Annotated in this window: 27 protein-coding genes and 1 tRNA gene; 27 read left to right on the top strand and 1 reads right to left on the bottom strand. The window is 41.1% G+C overall.

Annotated features, from left to right (window positions below):
• Window positions 1-3 precede the first annotated feature (3 nt).
• From rpsC to LEPBI_RS09570, 24 genes are all read left to right on the top strand, one after another.
• Window positions 4-681, top strand: a complete 678-nt coding sequence (rpsC, locus tag LEPBI_RS09675) for a 30S ribosomal protein S3 (protein WP_012388935.1) — start codon at window positions 4-6, stop codon at window positions 679-681.
• Between the two features lie 22 nt (window positions 682-703).
• Window positions 704-1117: a 50S ribosomal protein L16 gene (gene rplP / locus LEPBI_RS09670; RefSeq protein WP_012388934.1), complete on the top strand. Its 414-nt coding sequence runs from the start codon at window positions 704-706 to the stop codon at window positions 1115-1117.
• Window positions 1114-1386: a 50S ribosomal protein L29 gene (gene rpmC / locus LEPBI_RS09665; RefSeq protein WP_012388933.1), complete on the top strand. Its 273-nt coding sequence runs from the start codon at window positions 1114-1116 to the stop codon at window positions 1384-1386. The genes rplP and rpmC overlap by 4 nt, the downstream gene beginning before the upstream one ends.
• Before the next feature lie 3 nt (window positions 1387-1389).
• Window positions 1390-1659, top strand: coding sequence for a 30S ribosomal protein S17 (rpsQ, locus tag LEPBI_RS09660; RefSeq protein ID WP_012388932.1), 270 nt, complete (start codon window positions 1390-1392; stop codon window positions 1657-1659).
• The gene (rplN, locus tag LEPBI_RS09655) at window positions 1656-2048 is read left to right on the top strand and encodes a 50S ribosomal protein L14 (RefSeq protein WP_002974152.1); all 393 of its coding nucleotides are present in this window, start codon (window positions 1656-1658) and stop codon (window positions 2046-2048) included. The genes rpsQ and rplN overlap by 4 nt, the downstream gene beginning before the upstream one ends.
• Window position 2049: 1 nt before the next feature.
• Window positions 2050-2433, top strand: coding sequence for a 50S ribosomal protein L24 (rplX, locus tag LEPBI_RS09650; RefSeq protein ID WP_012388931.1), 384 nt, complete (start codon window positions 2050-2052; stop codon window positions 2431-2433).
• Between the two features lie 2 nt (window positions 2434-2435).
• Window positions 2436-2987 carry a 50S ribosomal protein L5 gene (rplE, locus tag LEPBI_RS09645; RefSeq protein WP_012388930.1) on the top strand — a complete coding sequence of 184 codons (552 nt, stop codon included), beginning with the start codon at window positions 2436-2438 and terminating at the stop codon, window positions 2985-2987.
• 10 nt (window positions 2988-2997) lie between these two features.
• A complete protein-coding gene (locus tag LEPBI_RS18905) occupies window positions 2998-3183 on the top strand; it encodes a type Z 30S ribosomal protein S14 (RefSeq protein WP_012476296.1) in 186 nt (61 codons plus the stop codon).
• Between the two features lie 17 nt (window positions 3184-3200).
• Entirely contained in the window at window positions 3201-3599 is a 399-nt protein-coding gene (gene rpsH, locus LEPBI_RS09640; protein ID WP_002973604.1) for a 30S ribosomal protein S8, read from the top strand.
• A 14-nt stretch (window positions 3600-3613) separates the two neighbouring features.
• Window positions 3614-4153, top strand: a complete 540-nt coding sequence (gene rplF, locus LEPBI_RS09635) for a 50S ribosomal protein L6 (RefSeq protein ID WP_012388929.1) — start codon at window positions 3614-3616, stop codon at window positions 4151-4153.
• Between the two features lie 6 nt (window positions 4154-4159).
• On the top strand, window positions 4160-4528 hold the full coding sequence (gene rplR / locus LEPBI_RS09630) for a 50S ribosomal protein L18 (RefSeq protein WP_012388928.1): 369 nt from the start codon (window positions 4160-4162) through the stop codon (window positions 4526-4528).
• A 3-nt stretch (window positions 4529-4531) separates the two neighbouring features.
• Window positions 4532-5035 carry a 30S ribosomal protein S5 gene (gene rpsE, locus LEPBI_RS09625; protein ID WP_002973816.1) on the top strand — a complete coding sequence of 168 codons (504 nt, stop codon included), beginning with the start codon at window positions 4532-4534 and terminating at the stop codon, window positions 5033-5035.
• Between the two features lie 14 nt (window positions 5036-5049).
• On the top strand, window positions 5050-5229 hold the full coding sequence (gene rpmD, locus LEPBI_RS09620) for a 50S ribosomal protein L30 (protein WP_012388927.1): 180 nt from the start codon (window positions 5050-5052) through the stop codon (window positions 5227-5229).
• A gap of 4 nt (window positions 5230-5233) precedes the next feature.
• Complete coding sequence (gene rplO, locus LEPBI_RS09615; protein WP_012388926.1) at window positions 5234-5767, top strand: 50S ribosomal protein L15; 534 nt, start codon at window positions 5234-5236, stop codon at window positions 5765-5767.
• A 6-nt stretch (window positions 5768-5773) separates the two neighbouring features.
• Complete coding sequence (gene secY / locus LEPBI_RS09610; RefSeq protein ID WP_012388925.1) at window positions 5774-7153, top strand: preprotein translocase subunit SecY; 1380 nt, start codon at window positions 5774-5776, stop codon at window positions 7151-7153.
• A gap of 3 nt (window positions 7154-7156) precedes the next feature.
• Complete coding sequence (locus LEPBI_RS09605; RefSeq protein WP_012388924.1) at window positions 7157-7717, top strand: adenylate kinase; 561 nt, start codon at window positions 7157-7159, stop codon at window positions 7715-7717.
• A gap of 13 nt (window positions 7718-7730) precedes the next feature.
• On the top strand, window positions 7731-7949 hold the full coding sequence (gene infA, locus LEPBI_RS09600; protein WP_012476295.1) for a translation initiation factor IF-1: 219 nt from the start codon (window positions 7731-7733) through the stop codon (window positions 7947-7949).
• Between the two features lie 9 nt (window positions 7950-7958).
• Window positions 7959-8072: a 50S ribosomal protein L36 gene (gene rpmJ / locus LEPBI_RS18900; protein ID WP_002974084.1), complete on the top strand. Its 114-nt coding sequence runs from the start codon at window positions 7959-7961 to the stop codon at window positions 8070-8072.
• A 6-nt stretch (window positions 8073-8078) separates the two neighbouring features.
• Window positions 8079-8456 carry a 30S ribosomal protein S13 gene (rpsM, locus tag LEPBI_RS09595; RefSeq protein WP_012388923.1) on the top strand — a complete coding sequence of 126 codons (378 nt, stop codon included), beginning with the start codon at window positions 8079-8081 and terminating at the stop codon, window positions 8454-8456.
• Window positions 8457-8467: 11 nt separating this feature from the next.
• The gene (gene rpsK / locus LEPBI_RS09590; protein WP_012388922.1) at window positions 8468-8881 is read left to right on the top strand and encodes a 30S ribosomal protein S11; all 414 of its coding nucleotides are present in this window, start codon (window positions 8468-8470) and stop codon (window positions 8879-8881) included.
• A 9-nt stretch (window positions 8882-8890) separates the two neighbouring features.
• Complete coding sequence (rpsD, locus tag LEPBI_RS09585; RefSeq protein WP_012388921.1) at window positions 8891-9523, top strand: 30S ribosomal protein S4; 633 nt, start codon at window positions 8891-8893, stop codon at window positions 9521-9523.
• Window positions 9524-9548: 25 nt separating this feature from the next.
• Window positions 9549-10526: a DNA-directed RNA polymerase subunit alpha gene (locus LEPBI_RS09580; protein ID WP_012388920.1), complete on the top strand. Its 978-nt coding sequence runs from the start codon at window positions 9549-9551 to the stop codon at window positions 10524-10526.
• 1 nt (window position 10527) lies between these two features.
• Window positions 10528-11046 carry a 50S ribosomal protein L17 gene (gene rplQ / locus LEPBI_RS09575; RefSeq protein ID WP_012388919.1) on the top strand — a complete coding sequence of 173 codons (519 nt, stop codon included), beginning with the start codon at window positions 10528-10530 and terminating at the stop codon, window positions 11044-11046.
• A 112-nt stretch (window positions 11047-11158) separates the two neighbouring features.
• A complete protein-coding gene (locus LEPBI_RS09570) occupies window positions 11159-12979 on the top strand; it encodes a PAS domain-containing sensor histidine kinase (RefSeq protein WP_012476294.1) in 1821 nt (606 codons plus the stop codon).
• Here LEPBI_RS09570 and LEPBI_RS09565 read toward each other — a convergent pair.
• Window positions 12969-14987 (bottom strand): 1-acyl-sn-glycerol-3-phosphate acyltransferase, encoded by a 2019-nt coding sequence (locus tag LEPBI_RS09565; RefSeq protein WP_012388917.1) that lies wholly within the window; start codon window positions 14985-14987, stop codon window positions 12969-12971. The two genes, LEPBI_RS09570 and LEPBI_RS09565, sit on opposite strands and share 11 nt — an antisense overlap.
• Window positions 14988-15109: 122 nt before the next feature.
• Here LEPBI_RS09565 and LEPBI_RS09560 point away from each other — a divergent pair, with 122 nt between their 5' ends.
• The 3 genes from LEPBI_RS09560 (at window position 15110) to LEPBI_RS09550 (ending at window position 17570) form a co-directional block, all read left to right on the top strand.
• Window positions 15110-16135, top strand: a complete 1026-nt coding sequence (locus LEPBI_RS09560) for an ATP phosphoribosyltransferase regulatory subunit (RefSeq protein ID WP_012476293.1) — start codon at window positions 15110-15112, stop codon at window positions 16133-16135.
• A 7-nt stretch (window positions 16136-16142) separates the two neighbouring features.
• Window positions 16143-17417, top strand: a complete 1275-nt coding sequence (locus LEPBI_RS09555) for an adenylosuccinate synthase (RefSeq protein WP_012388915.1) — start codon at window positions 16143-16145, stop codon at window positions 17415-17417.
• Between the two features lie 80 nt (window positions 17418-17497).
• Window positions 17498-17570, top strand: a tRNA-Lys gene (locus LEPBI_RS09550).
• Window positions 17571-17606: the final 36 nt, after the last annotated feature.

The raw sequence follows: 17606 nt of genomic DNA, 5'->3' as shown, positions 1-17606 counted from the left end.
TTTATGGGTCAGAAAGTAAATCCAATCGGACTACGAATCGGAATCACACGTAACTGGGATTCGGTTTGGTTTTCCAAACAAGATTACATTAAAAATCTTCACGAAGATATCAAGATCCGTAGATTCCTTCAGAAGAAATTCAAAAATGCATCCGTTGTCAAAATCATCATCGAAAGATTCCCTGAGAAGATCAACGTAAACCTCCATACTTCTAAACCAGGTATGGTGATTGGTCAAAAAGGCCAAAACATCGAAGCGGTGAAACAAGAACTTAAAAAATTCGCTGATAAACCGATTGGAATGAACATCATCGAGGTGAAAAAACCTGAGATCATTGCACAAGCAATTGCGGAAACAGTGGCCCTTCAAATCGAACAAAGGATGCCATTCCGACGTGTGATGAAAGCAGAACTTCGTCGTGCCATGCGCGGTGGAGTGGAAGGTGTGAAAATTCAAATCTCCGGACGACTCAACGGAGCTGATATGGCAAGAACGGAAAAATATATGGAAGGACGAGTTCCTCTTCATACTCTCCGTGCCAAAATTGATTTTGGATTCAAAGAAGCTCTCACGACTTTCGGTCAGATTGGTGTGAAAGTATGGACTTATACAGGGGACTACTTCCCAACAAAAGAAGAGTCCGATGAAGATAAATACGCTGTAAAACGTAGAACGAGTTAAGAAGTACTAAAGAGAAACCATCATGTTAGCACCTAAACGAGTAAAATTTAGAAAACGCCAAAGAGGGCGCTTAAAAGGTAAGGACGAAAGAGGTTCTTACGTTGCGTTCGGAGAGTTTGGTTTAAAAGCCATTTCTTCCGGTCGCATCACTGCGCGCCAAATTGAGGCTGCAAGGATCACCATCAACCGCCAAGTCAAACGAGGTGGGAAATTATGGATCAGGATCTTCCCTCATCTACCAATCACGAAAAAACCTGCCGAAACTCGTATGGGTAAAGGTAAAGGTAACCCTGAGTTCTGGATTGCTGAAATCCGTCCAGGTCGTGTTCTTTTTGAAATGGCTGGTGTTGATGAAGAAACAGCAAGAAAAGCACTTCATTTAGCAGCGTTCAAACTGCCAGTTGAAACTTCATTTGTAAAGAGGAACGTTCTATGAAAGACGATTTCAAATCACTTACTCCAGAAGATTTGAAGAAAGAAATTCTTTCCTCTTCCGAAGAAGTAAGAAAAGCAAGATTCCAATTTGGTGTCACAAGATCTCTTGAGAATCCAAAAGTAATCCGCAATCATAAGAAGAGAATTGCCCAAGCGTTGACGGTTCTTCGTGAGAAGGAACTCACTGCGAAAGGTAAACTCAAACAAATCGCACCAAAGGCTGGTTCAGCTCCAAAAGCTGCTAAAACGAGCAAAGGTAAGAAGAAGTAGGTTATGGAAGATAAAAACTCTAAAAAGTCTTTAACCATTCAGGGTGTAGTCGTGAGCGATGCTATGGATAAAACCGTAGTGATTGAAATCATCACAAGAAAAGTGCACCCACGGTTTAAGAAAATTATGACCAGAACTTCCCGCGTGAAAATTCACGATGAGAAGAACGAGTGTCAAGTTGGTGATCGAGTCATCGCTGTGGAAACAAGACCACTTTCTAAACAGAAACACCATAAACTTGTAAAGGTAATTGAGAAGGCTAAATTAGTATGATCCAACAAGAAACTATTTTACAAGTAGCCGATAACTCGGGTGTGAAAAAAGTCATGTGCGTAAAAGTGCTTGGCGGTTCCAAAAAACGCTACGCAACGCTTGGTGACGAAATCATCGTCGCTGTGAAGGAAGCACAACCTGCATATGGTCTTCGTGACGGGCAAGGTAAGAAGGTGCATAACAAAGCGGTTCAAAGAGCCGTTGTCGTAAGAACGAAAAAAGAAGTTCGTCGTCCAGACGGAACCTATATCCGTTTTGATGACAATGCGGTTGCCATTATCGATGATAAAGGGAATCCAAAAGGAACAAGGATCTTCGGACCTGTTGCCCGCGAACTTCGTGATAAAAAATACATGAAAATTATATCTCTAGCTCCGGAGGTTCTCTAGAATGGCGACTAAATTAGCATATAGAGGTTCCGAGCCTACTAAATTCAAAAAAACAAAAATCAAAAAGGACGATGAAGTCCTTGTGATTTCTGGAAAAGAAAAAGGAAAAAAAGGGAAGGTTCTTGCTGTTGATAAACGCAAAGACCGCGTTTACATCGAAGGTGTGAACAAACGAAAAAGATTCGTTCGTCCGACGCAAGAAAACCCTGGTGGGGGAGCGATTGAAATCGAATTCCCAATCCATATTTCCAATGTGATGTTTCACGACGCAAAAGCAGAGAACAAAGCGAAGCCTAAGAAGAAAATTAAGGCTGTACGCTTGGGCTTTGCCAAGAAGGATGGTAAATCCGTACGAGTGACTCGACCAGAAGGGAAAGAAGTATAGATATGGTACCTAGGCTTAAATCAAAATACGAAAAGGAAATTCGTCCTACACTTCAAAAGTCACTCGGCTTTCAAAGTGTGATGAGAGTTCCTAAACTCGAAAAAATCGTAATCAATGTCGGGATGGGCGAAGCTCATACCAACCCGAAAGCAATGGAAGCATGCCTTGTGGAAATTGGCCAAATCACTGGCCAAAGACCGGTCAAAACTTTCGCAAAGAAATCCATCGCTGGTTTCAAAGTGAGAGAAGGAATGGTGCTTGGTTGCAAAGTGACTCTTCGTGGTCATCATATGTATGAGTTCCTTGATCGTTTCATTAACGTAGCCCTTCCAAGGGTTCGTGACTTTCGTGGTGTCAACCCGAAAGGTTTTGATGGAAGAGGGAATTACAACCTTTCTGTCAGAGAACAGATCATTTTCCCAGAGATCCAATTTGATAAAATCAATACGATCTATGGAATCAATATCACTTTCGTAACGAACACGGAAGTGGACAAAGAAGCGTTCGAATTATTCCAAGCCTTCGGTATGCCTTACCGAACGGCAGGTAAGTAGGAGATTACTCATGGCGAAAAAATCAATGATGGAACGCCACGCCAAAGAGCAAAAATTCAAAGTGAGAGAGTACAATCGTTGCCCTCTTTGTGGTCGATCACGCGCTTATTTGCGCCGCTTTGATATGTGTCGTCTTTGCTTCCGGGACCTTGCTAGCAAGGCTCAGATCCCCGGTGTGAAAAAGTCCTCCTGGTAATTAGGTTAAGGTAAGATATGAGTCTTTCAGATCCAATCGCAGATATGCTAACAAGAATTAGAAACGCACAACAAGCTAAACATGAGCTTTGTGTGATTCCTGGTAGCAAAATCAAAAAGTCCATCCTAGATCTTCTCAAAGAAGAAGGTTTTGTAGATGATGTCCAAACTGTAAAAAATGGAAGTTTTGATGACTTCCAAGTAAAACTAAAATATGACACGGAAAAGAAACCGGTGATTCGTATGATCGAGAGAGTTTCGACTCCAGGTCGTCGAGTATACATCCAATCTGGTGAAATCCGCCCATTCCGAAATAACATCGGAACGCTCATCCTTTCGACTTCGAAAGGTGTGATGACTGGGAAACGTGCTCGTAAACTCAGAGTAGGAGGGGAAGTTCTCTGTAAGGTATTCTAGAGAACGATAACACTATGTCTAGAGTCGGAAAAAGTATCATCAAATTGCCTGCAAAGGTAGAAGTAAAAGCAGATGCAGAAGCCCTTACCATCAAAGGGCCGTTAGGGGAATTAAAAACTCCAATCTACGAAGGTGTAAGTGCCAACGTAGAAAACGGAGAATTGGTTTTTACTCGTAAAAGTGAAGACCAAAAGACTGTGGCACTCCATGGTCTCGTTCGTTCCCTTGCGATGAACTGCGTGAAAGGAGTCACTTCTGGTTGGGAAAAAAACCTGGAAATCACCGGGGTCGGTTACCGTGCACAAAAACGTGGTAAGGATCTAGTGATGGCACTTGGTTATTCTCATGAAGTGGTGTTCCCTGAACCCAATGGCATCAAAATTGAAGTCGCAGATCAGCTCAAAATCAAAGTATCGGGAATTGACCGACAACTGGTTGGACAAGTTGCGGCTGATATTCGTTCCAAAAGACCTCCTGAGCCTTACAAAGGCAAAGGGATCAAATACCAGAACGAATACATCCGTAGAAAGGCCGGAAAGACCGGTAAGAAGTAGAACGTCATGATCAACAAGACAGCTAAAAATACGAAAAGATTGAGAAGAGCGGAGAGAGTTCGATACAAACTCCGCCAAACATCGGAAAGACCTCGGTTAGTGTTTAACAAAACAAACCGTTACCTCACTGCACAAATCATTGATGATGCAAAAGGTGTAACATTAGTTTACGCAACCACCCTCGAGAAAGATTTTCCGAAACATGAAAATTCTAAGAAGAGTAAATCGGCTGCAACCGAACTCGGTAAAGTAGTCGCTGACAAGGCGAAAAAAGCGGGTGTTTCCCAAGTGGTTCTTGACCGTTCTGGGATGGTATACCACGGAAGGATCGCTGCGTTTGCTGATTCTGCCCGCGAAGGTGGATTGGAGTTCTAAATGATGTTAGAAGAAGAAACAAAAGAATTTACTGAGAAGGTCGTTAAAATCGACCGAGTTGCCAAAGTTGTGAAAGGGGGACGTCGTTTCTCTTTCAACGCACTTTCTGTCGTCGGCGACTCGAAAGGAAAAGTAGGAATTGGATTTGGAAAAGCAAACGAAGTTCCAGATGCCATCCGAAAGTCCATTGAATCGGCTAAAAAGAATTTAAAATCCATTCACTATATCGGTCATACAGTTCCGCACGATGTTGTGGGACAGTTCAAATCTGCTCGAGTGATTTTGAAGCCTGCTTCTCCGGGAACGGGGATCATCGCGGGAGCTTCTGTTCGTTCCGTTTTGGAAAGAGCAGGGATCCAAGATGTTTTGACAAAATCATGGGGATCTTCAAACCCGATGAACATTGTGAAGGCGACTATGGATGCATTACAACAATTGGAAACTCCGTCTATGGCGGTGAAACGACGTGGTGTTAGTCTCAAACATTTGTTTGGGCAAGATCTATAAGAAGGAATCTGACTATGGAAGAAGTGATCGTAACGCAAGATAGAAGTTCAATTGGGATTATCCCAATGCACAAAAAAACTCTCATTGCACTCGGCCTTAAAAAGAAAGGTCAATCCAAAAAACACAAAATGACTCCCCAATTGAAAGGGATGTTACGACAAGTAGGTTACTTGTTGAAAGTGGAAAAGGTATAATTGTATGGCACAAGATAGAATCGAACAAGGTCGTGGGTTTGGCGCAAAACGTGCGAAAAAATCCACATCTCTCGGCAACAAAAACTTGGTTCCAGTTCCGGTAGGTGCAAAAACCTCTCCGAAACGTGTGGGCCAAGGTCCAGGATCGGGGATGGGAAAAACTTCCACTCGTGGTTCCAAAGGACAAAGAGCTCGTGCATCTTCTATGAAACGTGGTTTCGAAGGTGGACAGATGCCCCTTCACAAACGTTTGCCAAAACGTGGTTTTACCAATATCTTCTCTGAAGTGTTCCAACCAGTCAACTTGATCTCTTTAACAAAAGCGGGTCTATCTGGGGAAGTGACTCCTGCCATTCTCAAAGCAAAATCTTTGATTAAGTCGGAAGCTGGTCCCATCAAATTGCTCGGAACTGGCGAAGTGACGACTGCCATTACCATCACGGTGGATGCTTTTTCTGCCTCTGCAAAAGAGAAAATTGAAAAAGCAGGTGGAAAAGTCATCATCAGAGAAAAGAAAAAAGAAGAGAAAAAAAACTAATTACCCATGTTTCAAACCATCGCTAACATCTTTCGAATCCCGGAATTAAGATCTAAAATCCTATTTACGATCGGTATGTTGTTACTTTTTAGAATGGGAACTCACGTGACCATTCCTGGTATCAACAGTTTGATTGTGACGGGCATTACTGCCGATCCAAGTGAAGGTTTCCTTGGAATGGTGGATTTGTTTGCTGGTGGTGCTCTTCTCAAATTTTCTATTTTTGCATTAGGGATCATGCCTTATATCTCTTCTTCCATCATCATGCAACTTGTGATGGTTCTCATTCCAAGTCTGCAAAAGATGCAAAAGGAAGGAGAAGAGGGCAGAAAAAAGATCCAACAGTATACGAAGTACGGAACGCTCATCCTTTGTGCGATTCAGTCTCTTGCTGTGATCCAATTGGCAAATTCTTGGTCTACTGGATCAGGAAACGCACAAGCCAAGTATCCTGGTCTTATCAATCCGTCAGTGGAAGGTTACTTTTTACCAATTGCGATGCTTTCCATCACAACAGGGACTGTGCTTCTCATTTGGCTCGGGGAACAGATCACGGAACGAGGGATCGGAAACGGTATCTCTCTCATTATTTTCGCGGGTATCATTGGTCGTATGCCAGAAGCACTCATTGCGATGTTTACTTCTGATACTTCAGATGCGCTTAGCATTCTCATTCTCATCATCATCTTTATTGTTCTCATTTCCTTAACTGTGATTTTAACCCAAGGGGTCCGCCGGGTACCATTGAATTATGGAAAACAAATGGTGGGTAGAAAGATGGTTCAGGCTCGTAGCCAATCCATCCCTTTTAAAGTGAACAGTGCGAATGTAATGCCAATTATCTTTGCATCATCTTTGATTCTATTCCCACAAACAATTGTTCAGTGGTTATCGTCGAAGGGTGGTCAATGGGCAGGTTGGGCTGTGATTATGGACTATTTTAATCCATTTTCACAAATCTGGTACCATGCTTTATTTTATTATGTGATTTATACTTCTCTCATCATCTTCTTTGCTTATTTTTATACAGCGATTCAGTTCAACCCACAAGAGTTAGCTGATAACTTAAAAAAATATGGTGGGTTCATTCCAGGAGTTCGTCCAGGAAGCCAAACCAAAGAAATGATTGAGAAAATTCTGAATCGAATCACCTTACCGGGTGCTCTTTTCCTTGCTGGTCTTGCTCTTGCTCCTTATCTTATCATTAAATTCTTAAATCTCGGATCTAATACCGGTGGCGGAACTTTAGTGTATACATTCGGGGGAACTTCTCTACTCATTATGGTGGGTGTGGCACTCGAAACCTTAAAACAGATCGAAGCCCAACTCCTCATGAGAAATTACGAAGGTTTCATGAAAAAGACTAAAATCAAGGGAAGAGTGTAACGAATGAAGAGACTCATATTTATGGGCCCTCCAGGTGCTGGAAAGGGAACACAAGCTGACATCATCAAAGAGAAATACAATATCCCTCAGATTTCCACAGGTGATATCCTCCGTGCGGCTGTAAAAAATGGCACCGCTATGGGGATTGAAGCAAAAAAATATATGGACGCTGGAGACCTTGTTCCAGATGCTGTCGTTATAGGCATTATCCGCGACCGTTTGGTCGAAGCTGATTGTGCAAATGGATTCATTTTGGATGGATTTCCTAGGACGGTGGAGCAAGCAAAGGCTCTCTCGGAAATCCTCAAAGAGCTTCACATGGAGCTCGACTCCGTTGTCAACCTAGACGTTCCTGACGAAGAACTCGTCAAACGGTTGCTAGGTAGAGCGATCAAAGAAGGACGCTCGGATGACAACGAAGAGACCATCAAAAACCGTCTGCATACTTACAACACCAAGACGTTGCCCCTCATTGACTTTTATAAAGCCACAGGGATCCTTCGGCAAATCAATGGTTTGGGAAGTATGGAAGAAATCACTAACACTATTTTAAAATCAATCTAGTAGGAGATAGACCCTGGCTAAGGAAGAAGCAATCACTATTGACGGAACCGTTTTAGAACCTTTACCAAATGCGATGTTCCGTGTGGAACTAGAGAATGGGCACAAAGTTCTAGCGCACATTTCAGGAAAGATGCGTATGCATTACATTCGTATCCTACCTGGAGACAAAGTCACTGTGGAACTTTCTCCTTATGACTTAACCAAGGGCCGTATCACTTACAGAAAGAAATAGGAACCTATAATGAAAGTTAGAGCATCAGTCAAAAAAATCTGTCCGGAATGCAAAGTCATTCGCAGAAAAGGTGTAATCCGAGTGATTTGCACGAACCCAAAACACAAACAAAGGCAAAGATAGGAAGATATGGCACGTATCGCGGGTGTTGATTTACCATCAAACAAAAGAATAGTGATCGGTCTTACATACATATTTGGTATTGGTAAGACATCCTCTCAAAATATCCTGAAAAAAGCAGGAATTGACGAATCTATCAGGGTGAAGGACCTCTCGGACGAACATGAAGCCGCGATCCGACGAGTCATTGAAGAATCATACCAGGTAGAAGGGGATCTTCGTTCTGAAGTCAACCTTAACATCAAACGATTGATGGACGTTGGTTGCTACAGAGGGTTCCGACATAGACGTGGACTACCAGTCAACGGACAAAGAACGAGAACCAACGCAAGAACCCGTAAGGGAGTCAAGAAAACTGTAGCTAACAAGAAAAAGGCTACTAAGTAGAGGACTAATCCATGGCTGAAAAAGACGCAAAAAATAAAAAAGATACCAAAAAGGTTAAGAAAAAAGAGAAGAAGAACGTTCCACGGGGTAAGGTTTATATCCAAGCTTCGTTTAACAATACAATCGTATCCATTACGGATATGGCTGGAAACGTTCTATCTTGGTCTTCTTCTGGAATGATGGGATTTCGTGGATCCAAAAAATCCACTCCTTATGCTGCACAAGTGGCAGCAACCAACGCTGCAGACAAAGCAATTGAAGCAGCAGGTCTTTCTGAAGTGGATGTAATGGTATCAGGTCCAGGGATTGGACGTGAATCTGCCATTCGTTCTTTGACCACAAAAGGTCTATCAATCAAACTCATTAAAGACGTAACTCCGCTCCCGCACAATGGGTGCCGACCACGAAAAAGAAGAAGGGTGTAGGAATTAGATATGGCACGTTACCGAGGTCCAGTTGTTAAATTGATGAGAAGAGAGGGACTTAACCTCTTTCTCAAAAATAGTCATACATTACATAAAGAAAAATCTTCCCTTGAAAAGAGAAAGTACCCACCAGGTCTTCCTCCTAAGAAAAAAGGAAAGATCACTGAATACGGAGCTCAGCTTCGTGAAAAACAAAAAGTAAAACGCGCTTACGGAGTTTTAGAAAAACAATTCCGTAGATACTTTGAAGAAGCGTCTCACACTCCAGGAATTCCTGGTGAGAACTTACTCCAATTCCTCGAAAGAAGATTGGATAACGTTCTTTATCGTATGGGATTTGCTGTAACTAGAAGACAAGCTCGTAACTTTGTGGCACACAGACACATCCTTGTGAATGGACACCGAGTGGACATTTGTTCTTATCGAGTGAATATTGGTGATAAAATCGAAATCCGTGAGAAATTCCAAAAATCCGCGTTTATCGAAGAAAATATCAAATTAGCCCAAGCGATCAATCGTACTGCTTCTTGGGTGAGCGTTGATTATGCCAAGTTCTCAGGAGAAGTGTTGTCACTTCCAACAAGAGATCATATTGATATCCCTGTGAAAGAACAGGTAATCGTAGAGTTGTACTCGAAGTAAGAATTTAGAGAAGAAGGATACGACATTGTCTCCAAAGAATTTATTAAAAGGTTTTAAAAGACCCAAAAAAATCGAATTCACTACCGATGTGAATACACCAAACTACGGTAAGTTTGTTGCAGAACCTTTCGAAAGAGGAATTGGTACAACGATTGGGAACTCCCTTCGTCGTACACTTATGTCTTCTATTGAAGGCGCGGCGATCTCCGCGATTCGGATTGAAGGAGTCTCACACGAGTTCTCTTATATTGAAGGTGTAGCAGAAGACGTAACTCGTATCATTCTTAACTTAAAACAAGTTCGAATCAAATACGAGCCGGAAGACAAAGAAGCAAGCAAAGTGATCCACCTTGAATTAAAAGGTGCAGGTTACTTTCGTGCGGCTGACCTAGCAGTTGATTCTTCGATTGAAATCATGAACCCAGACCTTCATATTGCAACCCTCAATGAGGATGCCAATTTGATAATGGATTTGGAAATCCAAAGAGGACGTGGTTACGTTCCTGCGGAAGACAAAAAGAAAGACATTGAAGTATTGGGAACGATTCCAATCGATTCTATCTTTTCACCGATTCAAAAAGTATTGTTTGAAGTATCAGAAACTCGAGTCGCACAACGTTCTGATTACGAAAAATTGACGATGGAAGTTTGGACTGACGGTTCTGTATCTCCAGAAGATGCAGTAGCGCAAGCAGCCAAAATTCTAAAAGACCACTTAACTGTTTTCATTAACTTTGAAGAAGAAATCGAAGAAGAAGAAGAAGAGTTGGATGAAGCTGATGAAAAACTGAAAGCAGCTTTATCAAAACACGTTGAAGAATTGGAACTTTCTGTTCGTTCTACAAACGTTCTTCGCAGTTTGGAAATTGACTTCATTGGTGAGCTCGTGAAGAGATCAGAAGACGAAATGACGAAATCAAAACATTTCAGCGAACAAAGTTTGTTAGAGTTGAAAGCAAAACTTTCCTCTATGGGACTTTCGTTCGGTATGAGAGATTTTTAAGATGAATAAACGTAATAAAGTTAAACAACTCAACAGATCCGCTGATCATAGAAAAGCTATGATCCAAAATATGGTAATCTCTTTACTTCGCCACGAAAGAATTGAATCTTCCGTTGCGAAACTGAAGGTGGCTCGTTCTTATGCAGAACGAATCATCACTAGAGCAAAACGAAATTTGGATGCAAATTTAGCCAATCTTGACGAACAAAAGAAAAATGCTGCGATTTTACACAATACAAGATACCTTTACAGTCATCTTGGTGATCAAGAAATCGTTACAAAACTTTTGAAAGACCTTGCGAACCGATATGCAGAAAGAGTGGGTGGATACACACGAATCATTCGATTGGTAAACCGTCCTTCTGACAACACGGCAATGGGAATTTTGGAACTTGTGGACAGAAAAACACAAGACGAACTCAAAGCGGAAGCGAAAGCAAAACGTGAAGAGAAAAAACCAGCAAAAAAAGAAGAAAAGCCTAAAAAAGCCAAAAAAGAAAAGGCCGCTGCTTCCAATTAAGTTTCTCCGCTAACACGAATTCCGTGGTGAAAAACCTACTTAAGTGTCCGCTTAGGTAGGTTTTTTTATTGCCAACCTTTTTATTTCCATTAAATTCTAACCTCCGAAAACTATGGATTCTTCTTTACCTATTTCTGATCCCATTTGGCAAACCAGCTTCATTGAAAGTCCTATTGGGATGGCCATCACTGATATGCAAACTGGACTTTATGTTGAGGCAAATGAGGTGTATTGCAGGTGGCTTGGGCGAAATAGGGATGAGGTAATTGGAAAAACGACAGTGGATTTGGGTATTTATTCAAATCTCGAAGATCGGGAAATAATCCTTTCGAAATTAAATTCAGAAGGTTTTGTTTTGAACTTTGAAGTTCCGCTCGTCACAAAAACGGGTGAGACGGTCACAATTCTATTCAGTGGGAAAATTGTGGAAGGTGGCAAATACCTTCTGAGTGCGGGACAAAACATCTCGGCATTGAAAGAAAAAGAAACACTAGCCAATGCCCTCCAAAAAGAATTAAAAATCAGCAAAGAATTATTTGAAAGTGTGTTTAGGTTAAACCCTGCAGCTGTCAGTTTATCGAATGCAGAAACAGGAAGATACGATGATGTCAATGAAGCGTATTGCCGACTCGTCGGATTTGACCGTGAAGAAATCATCGGACGAACCTCACATGAATTGAATATTTGGATCACCAAATTGGATCGTGCGAGGTTATTGGCCGAAGTCCAAAAAAAAGGTTGGAGTACGGGAATGGAAGCAAGTCTCCGAATGAAATCTGGAGAAATTCGGCATATTGTATCGGGTAATACCATACTCAACCACGATGGACGTTCTACCCTCCTTGCAATCCTCATTGATATTACAGAAGCCAAACAAAACAAAGAAGCACTCGAATTTGCAGTCAAAGAACGGACGAAGGATCTTAATCGGATCCTGGAAGATTTACAAAAAACCCAAGACCAATTGATCCTTTCCGAAAAAATGGCAACCCTTGGCCAACTTGTCGCGAGTGTCGCACATGAAATTAATAACCCTCTTGCGGCAATCTCAGCCTTTAGTGAACAATTACAAAACCGATTGGGTGATTTTGCATCTCGTCTTCTGGAAATCAGGAATTGTATGGGGAAATATTCTGATGAGGATGCAGAAGGGATCATTCAATGGATTTCCGAATTATTCCAAGCGAAACCAAAAACGCATAGTTTTGCCGAAACAAGGAAAATTAAAAAGAATTTAGAAGCCTTATTTGTATCAGTAAGCATCGATTCGCCATATGATTTAGCGGACCGTATCGTTGATTTAGGCGTTTCCGATTTTATATTAGAAAATACTAATTTTGTTGTGAAACTTAAAAACACCCCCATTTTAAGTATCATTTTGAACGAACTCTATTCTTTACGAAGCATTGAATCCATTCGTTTGGCAGTGGAACGTACTTCAAAGATTGTTTATAGTTTAAAAAATTATGGAAGAATGGACCGTGGATCTGCAAAAATCCAGATCAATATCATTGATACAATTGAAACTGTTCTTACTTTGTATCAAAATAAAATGAAGTCAGGGATTGAGTGCATTCGTTTGTACAATGCCAACCCTATGATTATGGGGTATCCAGATGAACTCATCCAAATCTGGACCAACTTGATTTATAATGCATTACAAGCGATGCACTTTAAAGGGAAATTAACCATTCAAGTAGAAGAAACTGGAACTGATGTTGAGGTCTCCATCAAAGACGATGGCCCTGGAATCCCATTGGCTGTGCAAAGGCGGATCTTTGAACCTTTTTTTACCACAAAAGAAAAAGGAGAAGGGACTGGGCTTGGCCTCGGGATTGTCAAACAATCAGTGGAAGAAAGGCATAAAGGCCAAATTCAATTGTTTTCCGAACCTGGCCAGACTGTTTTTCTCGTTTCTCTTCCTAAACTCTAGCCAACTGCTTCTGCAATTCTTCTGCGACGACGTCAAAGTTTTGATTTTGGATGACAGTTTTGTAAGCGGAAGCGACGATCGGGTGCCTTTTTTCGTCAAGTTGGATGAGATTCGGTAATACCTTTAAACCATAAAAACCATTGGTGATCTTTTCTGGTCTTGTACCATAGGCAAGATCATATCCGTACTTACGGTCCCGAGTGTCGGATCCAAAACAAGCCAACATAAAATCGGTCATACCCGACAATCCATTGAATGTGGTTGGATCCCCGCCGAGTAAAACTCCTATCGAAACCATTTCATTGAAGAATCGATTGCTTAAATGGAATAGGGTGTTATCGACATTACCACCTAATTCGCGTTTGAAATAACCTTCCACAAGTCCCATTGCAAGTGCATAAATGGTTTTGAGCGCTCCTCCGAGTTGGACACCTTTGGTGTCTCTTGAGTTGATCGCAGGTCTTGTGAACACATAATTATTCGAGAGGAGTTCTTTTAATTTGGGGATGAGAGAATCTTCAAAAGCAGAGATTTCAAAACCAGATATCTTACGTTCCATGATTTGGTCTGGGTAACAGGCACCAGATACAACCGCCAAACGTTCCCTTTCGATGAGAAGTAATTCATTTAGATCTTCCAGGATGAGTCCTTTTTTGGATCCGGTAAATCCTTTGATCACATTCACCATTGGGGACTTGTTTTTTTGTAAATACGTTCTGATTTTTGAATAAACAGCGTCAAACTCCCAAGGGTTTGTTCCTTGGACAAAAAGAGTCGCTGATTCTAACACATCAGGTTTGTCCGAAAACTCTATGTTAGGTGGCAGTTTGTAAATTGGGTAGTGGATGATGTCACGTCTTTCTTCATTACTACGAGCCACCATTTCCGAGTCGGGATGGTAAATTGTTACTTTTACATTTTTGTTGGCGACGATACAAGCGAAAGCCACGGACATATTGGAAGAACCAATAATCACCACATGTTCTTCTGGTTTTTTTGGTAATGAAATGAGTTGGTTTGTTTCTCTAACATCACCTCGATACAAGTTTCGATATGTTCCATGTTTGTGTTTATTGAGATTACTTCCCACTAGGAGTGCAAGGTTATCAATGATGAATTGTTTTTTGTCACCAGTGCCAGGAAACGAAATTTGTTCAATATGAGATGGGAAACTTTCCATTTCCTTTTTGGTTAACTCACCGACTAGCACAGGTTTGCCGATTACAAGTTTACCAACTGCTTGGTTGAAAAGTAAGCCTTCAATGGGAAGGATTTTTTCTGTACCTTCGAGTGAGATTGGCAAGATGACTTTGTTTGCCACATAATGGTAAACTGTGTCCACAAACGGCATAAGCCTTCCATCACGAGACCTTGTCCCTTCCGGAAAGATGGAGATCACCTTTCCATCTGATTGTAATTTTTGAGAATTACGGAAGGCACGCATGTTAATTTTGGTCATCACATCGGAAAGGGATGGGTTGTCTGCCATGTCCTTTTTGGAGCAAACAAGTAAGGTCCCAAACATATAAAGACCGAGGCGAGTGAAGTCTGGTTCAAAGGCGAGGCGACCTGCAATGAAAACAAGGGATTCGGCAATCTTACGACCTTCTGGGCCTGAGTTGTAAAGTAAGGTAAAAATGGCAGGCGCATCCAAATGGCTCAAGTGGTTTGAGATGAGAGTGACAGGGTATCTGCCAATGATCCCATCGAGTAGTTTTAAATTTTCAGTCCCTTCGACCTTAAATTTATTCATGATCGGATCCAGAAATTTGAGCATAAAATCGCGTGGTTCTGGACGGATGTCTGTGTACACTCCGATTTCTTCCAGGCGTTCTGGTTCTTGGAAAATTTCCATCACCTTGGGTTTGGGCGTGGATTGGGATAAAACTAAAAATTCTTCTAAAATGGACTTTGCTTCTTGTTCCGAAAGACCGGATTTTACAAATAAGTGAATGTTCTCAAAAAATTCTTTGTGCCAACGTCCCAAAGTGGCTTCTTTTTCTGTCATGTATCCCTCTAAACCGACATCAGCGTACTGAAAAGTTTCGATTTGTCTATTCGATTTTTACAATTGATTGCGTAAATCTAGGATTTCTCTAAACTGACTTCTTGGGTGATCGAGATCCCGGTATGAATCATAAAAACAAACCAATTTCCTCGGAACAGAAATGGATACCCGATGGATTTCATTTTTTAGGTCCGGAAGAAAGTAAAAACCGGCGAAATTTACTACAATCGTTTTCAGAACTTTTTGAAAAAGAAGGGTATTCTGAAATCACCTTACCCAGCTTCGATTATTCCAATTCGTTTCGTTCTCAATTACAGGATGGTTTGGAAAGTTTACTCGTCGCCAAAGATTGGGATGGGAATGAACTTTCGCCTGGTGTGGATTTAACACTCCAAGTGGTAAAAGGGATGGCGGCAAGGTCTCATTGGGAAGAAAACCAAAACGTCTATTACTTTGCCAAAAAAATTAGAGATCATAAAAAACGGAACGCATCACGGCGAGAAGTCCTCCAGGTAGGTGTGGAGAGTTTGGGAAATAGTGATACAAATCATTTGATTTCGCAAATTAAAATTCTAAAAAAACTTTGGGACAATACATTGCCCAATAAAACCTTTACTCTCGTATTTGGGCATTCTTCCTTTTTTCGTACGATTTTGGAAATCCTTGGTTGGAACGAAGAACAAACAAATGTTCTACGACAGTTTTTATACACTAAAAACTTACCAGAACTAGTTTCTTTGGCTGCTCGGGAGAATACTTCTGAGACTCATATGCAGATCATCCAATTATTACTAAAACCGATCCTATCTTCGGAAATGGGTGTTTTTAAAAAAACATTAGAAACTGTTTTATCAAAAGATGAATTATTAAAAGTAAAACATGATTTGGAATCCATTACTTCCTTTTTCGAAGTTTGGAACAAAGAAATGAAAGGGATTTTTTGCATCTTTGATCCTGCTCTCGTCCGAGATCTCTCGTATTACACTGGTTTTATGTTCCAGGGATATGTGGAACAAGATCCGGAACCTGTGTTTGCGGGTGGTGTTTATAATGATTTATATGCAAGTTTTACTGGAATTCAAAAGGATGCATGTGGTTTTGCACTGCATTTGGATGCAATCGAAGTTATGTTAAATAAGGAAAAATGAGGGATTTATGCCTGCAAATTTAGTCGTTGGAGCCCAGTGGGGTGATGAAGGAAAGGCAAAAGTAATTGATTACCTTTCAAAAGATACAGATATCATTGTACGTTACCAAGGTGGGGCTAATGCCGGTCACACGGTTGTTGTTGGTGGAAAAAAGTATATCTTCCATTTGGTTCCATCTGGAATCATTTATGACAATACAACTTGTGTGATTGGGAATGGTGTGGTTCTCGATCCTGAGTATTTTTTGAAAGAATGTGCGGACCTAGAGACACATGGCTTTCGTGTGAAAGACAAGGTTCTCATCAGTGATTCCTGCCATATCCTACTTCCTTACCACAGATTGATCGATGAAGCAAGAGAAGCAGGTTCTTCTCCTGAACGTAAAATTGGTACCACGAAAAAAGGGATTGGTATGTGTTATGCGGATAAAATGCTTCGGAATGGAGTTCGCGCCGGTGATCTACTTGATAAGGAAAATTTAAAACGAAAATTGAATCATATCTTGGAAGTAAAAAACCAAGAGCTTGTCAAATACTACGATTTGGAACCAGTGAATCCAAATGAAATGTATGACTTCTTATTGGATTTTGCTGATAAAATGGGAAAAAACATCATTAATACTGTGTATTACCTCAATTCTGAATTGGAAAAAGGCAAAAGGGTATTACTAGAAGGTGCCCAAGGTACTGGACTTGATATTGATTTTGGAACCTATCCCTATGTAACAAGCTCCAATCCTACCACGGGTGGTGCACTTGCTGGTTCAGGTGTAAGTTTTCGGTATTTGAAAGATGTGATTGGGATTACAAAAGCTTATGCCACGCGAGTTGGGGAAGGTCCTTTCCCTTCTGAAATTTTAGGTGAGGCTGGCGATGTTTTACGAAAGTTAGGTGGTGAATATGGATCCACAACGGGTAGACCAAGACGTTGCGGTTGGTTTGATGTACAGATGATCAAACATGCAGTGACAGTAAATGGTATCAATTCACTAGTTTTAACAAAAATAGATGTACTCAGTCATTATGAAACGATCCCAGTCGTTGTTGGATATGAGTATAAAGGTAAAAAATTGGATTTCTTTCCATCACAAGGACTTGAAGACGTTAAACCATTGTTCGCTGAATATAAAGGTTGGAAAGATGATATCTCTGGAATCAATTCTTTTGCAAAACTTCCTCCGCTGTGTCAGTCATATATTAAGTCCTTACAAGAGTTAGTGAATACAAAAATTGGGATCGTATCGACTGGACCCGATCGTGATCACACGATCATCATGGACTAAAAAAAAAAGGGGAGTTCACGATCTTTTTTTTAAGTAGTTGTTGACCGAGAAAGGTGGTTCGATATTCTTGGCTACAGAACGAGTCGTTAGCTCAGCTGGTAGAGCAATTCCCTTTTAAGGAATGGGTCCGGGGTTCGAATCCCCGACGACTCAAAAGTAAGAGTTCTACAACTCTTATCACGTTCTTCG

The organism is Leptospira biflexa serovar Patoc strain 'Patoc 1 (Paris)' (genome assembly GCF_000017685.1).
Lineage (GTDB): Bacteria > Spirochaetota > Leptospiria > Leptospirales > Leptospiraceae > Leptospira_A > Leptospira_A biflexa.
This window is presented reverse-complemented; position numbering and strand designations above follow the sequence as displayed.

Coding starts and splice junctions, on each gene's coding strand:
- rpsM (WP_012388923.1), top strand. CDS start 8,079: ATGGCACGTATCGCGGGTGTTGATTTACCATCAAACAAAAGAATAGTG.
- rplR (WP_012388928.1), top strand. CDS start 4,160: ATGATCAACAAGACAGCTAAAAATACGAAAAGATTGAGAAGAGCGGAG.
- LEPBI_RS09565 (WP_012388917.1), bottom strand. CDS start 14,987: ATGACAGAAAAAGAAGCCACTTTGGGACGTTGGCACAAAGAATTTTTT.
- LEPBI_RS09560 (WP_012476293.1), top strand. CDS start 15,110: ATGAATCATAAAAACAAACCAATTTCCTCGGAACAGAAATGGATACCC.
- rpsK (WP_012388922.1), top strand. CDS start 8,468: ATGGCTGAAAAAGACGCAAAAAATAAAAAAGATACCAAAAAGGTTAAG.
- rplX (WP_012388931.1), top strand. CDS start 2,050: ATGGCGACTAAATTAGCATATAGAGGTTCCGAGCCTACTAAATTCAAA.
- rplO (WP_012388926.1), top strand. CDS start 5,234: ATGGCACAAGATAGAATCGAACAAGGTCGTGGGTTTGGCGCAAAACGT.
- rpsD (WP_012388921.1), top strand. CDS start 8,891: ATGGCACGTTACCGAGGTCCAGTTGTTAAATTGATGAGAAGAGAGGGA.
- rpmC (WP_012388933.1), top strand. CDS start 1,114: ATGAAAGACGATTTCAAATCACTTACTCCAGAAGATTTGAAGAAAGAA.
- LEPBI_RS09570 (WP_012476294.1), top strand. CDS start 11,159: ATGGATTCTTCTTTACCTATTTCTGATCCCATTTGGCAAACCAGCTTC.
- rpsQ (WP_012388932.1), top strand. CDS start 1,390: ATGGAAGATAAAAACTCTAAAAAGTCTTTAACCATTCAGGGTGTAGTC.
- LEPBI_RS09605 (WP_012388924.1), top strand. CDS start 7,157: ATGAAGAGACTCATATTTATGGGCCCTCCAGGTGCTGGAAAGGGAACA.
- rpmJ (WP_002974084.1), top strand. CDS start 7,959: ATGAAAGTTAGAGCATCAGTCAAAAAAATCTGTCCGGAATGCAAAGTC.
- rplE (WP_012388930.1), top strand. CDS start 2,436: ATGGTACCTAGGCTTAAATCAAAATACGAAAAGGAAATTCGTCCTACA.
- LEPBI_RS18905 (WP_012476296.1), top strand. CDS start 2,998: ATGGCGAAAAAATCAATGATGGAACGCCACGCCAAAGAGCAAAAATTC.
- rpsH (WP_002973604.1), top strand. CDS start 3,201: ATGAGTCTTTCAGATCCAATCGCAGATATGCTAACAAGAATTAGAAAC.
- rplN (WP_002974152.1), top strand. CDS start 1,656: ATGATCCAACAAGAAACTATTTTACAAGTAGCCGATAACTCGGGTGTG.
- rpsE (WP_002973816.1), top strand. CDS start 4,532: ATGTTAGAAGAAGAAACAAAAGAATTTACTGAGAAGGTCGTTAAAATC.
- rpmD (WP_012388927.1), top strand. CDS start 5,050: ATGGAAGAAGTGATCGTAACGCAAGATAGAAGTTCAATTGGGATTATC.
- LEPBI_RS09555 (WP_012388915.1), top strand. CDS start 16,143: ATGCCTGCAAATTTAGTCGTTGGAGCCCAGTGGGGTGATGAAGGAAAG.
- rpsC (WP_012388935.1), top strand. CDS start 4: ATGGGTCAGAAAGTAAATCCAATCGGACTACGAATCGGAATCACACGT.
- rplQ (WP_012388919.1), top strand. CDS start 10,528: ATGAATAAACGTAATAAAGTTAAACAACTCAACAGATCCGCTGATCAT.
- rplP (WP_012388934.1), top strand. CDS start 704: ATGTTAGCACCTAAACGAGTAAAATTTAGAAAACGCCAAAGAGGGCGC.
- rplF (WP_012388929.1), top strand. CDS start 3,614: ATGTCTAGAGTCGGAAAAAGTATCATCAAATTGCCTGCAAAGGTAGAA.
- secY (WP_012388925.1), top strand. CDS start 5,774: ATGTTTCAAACCATCGCTAACATCTTTCGAATCCCGGAATTAAGATCT.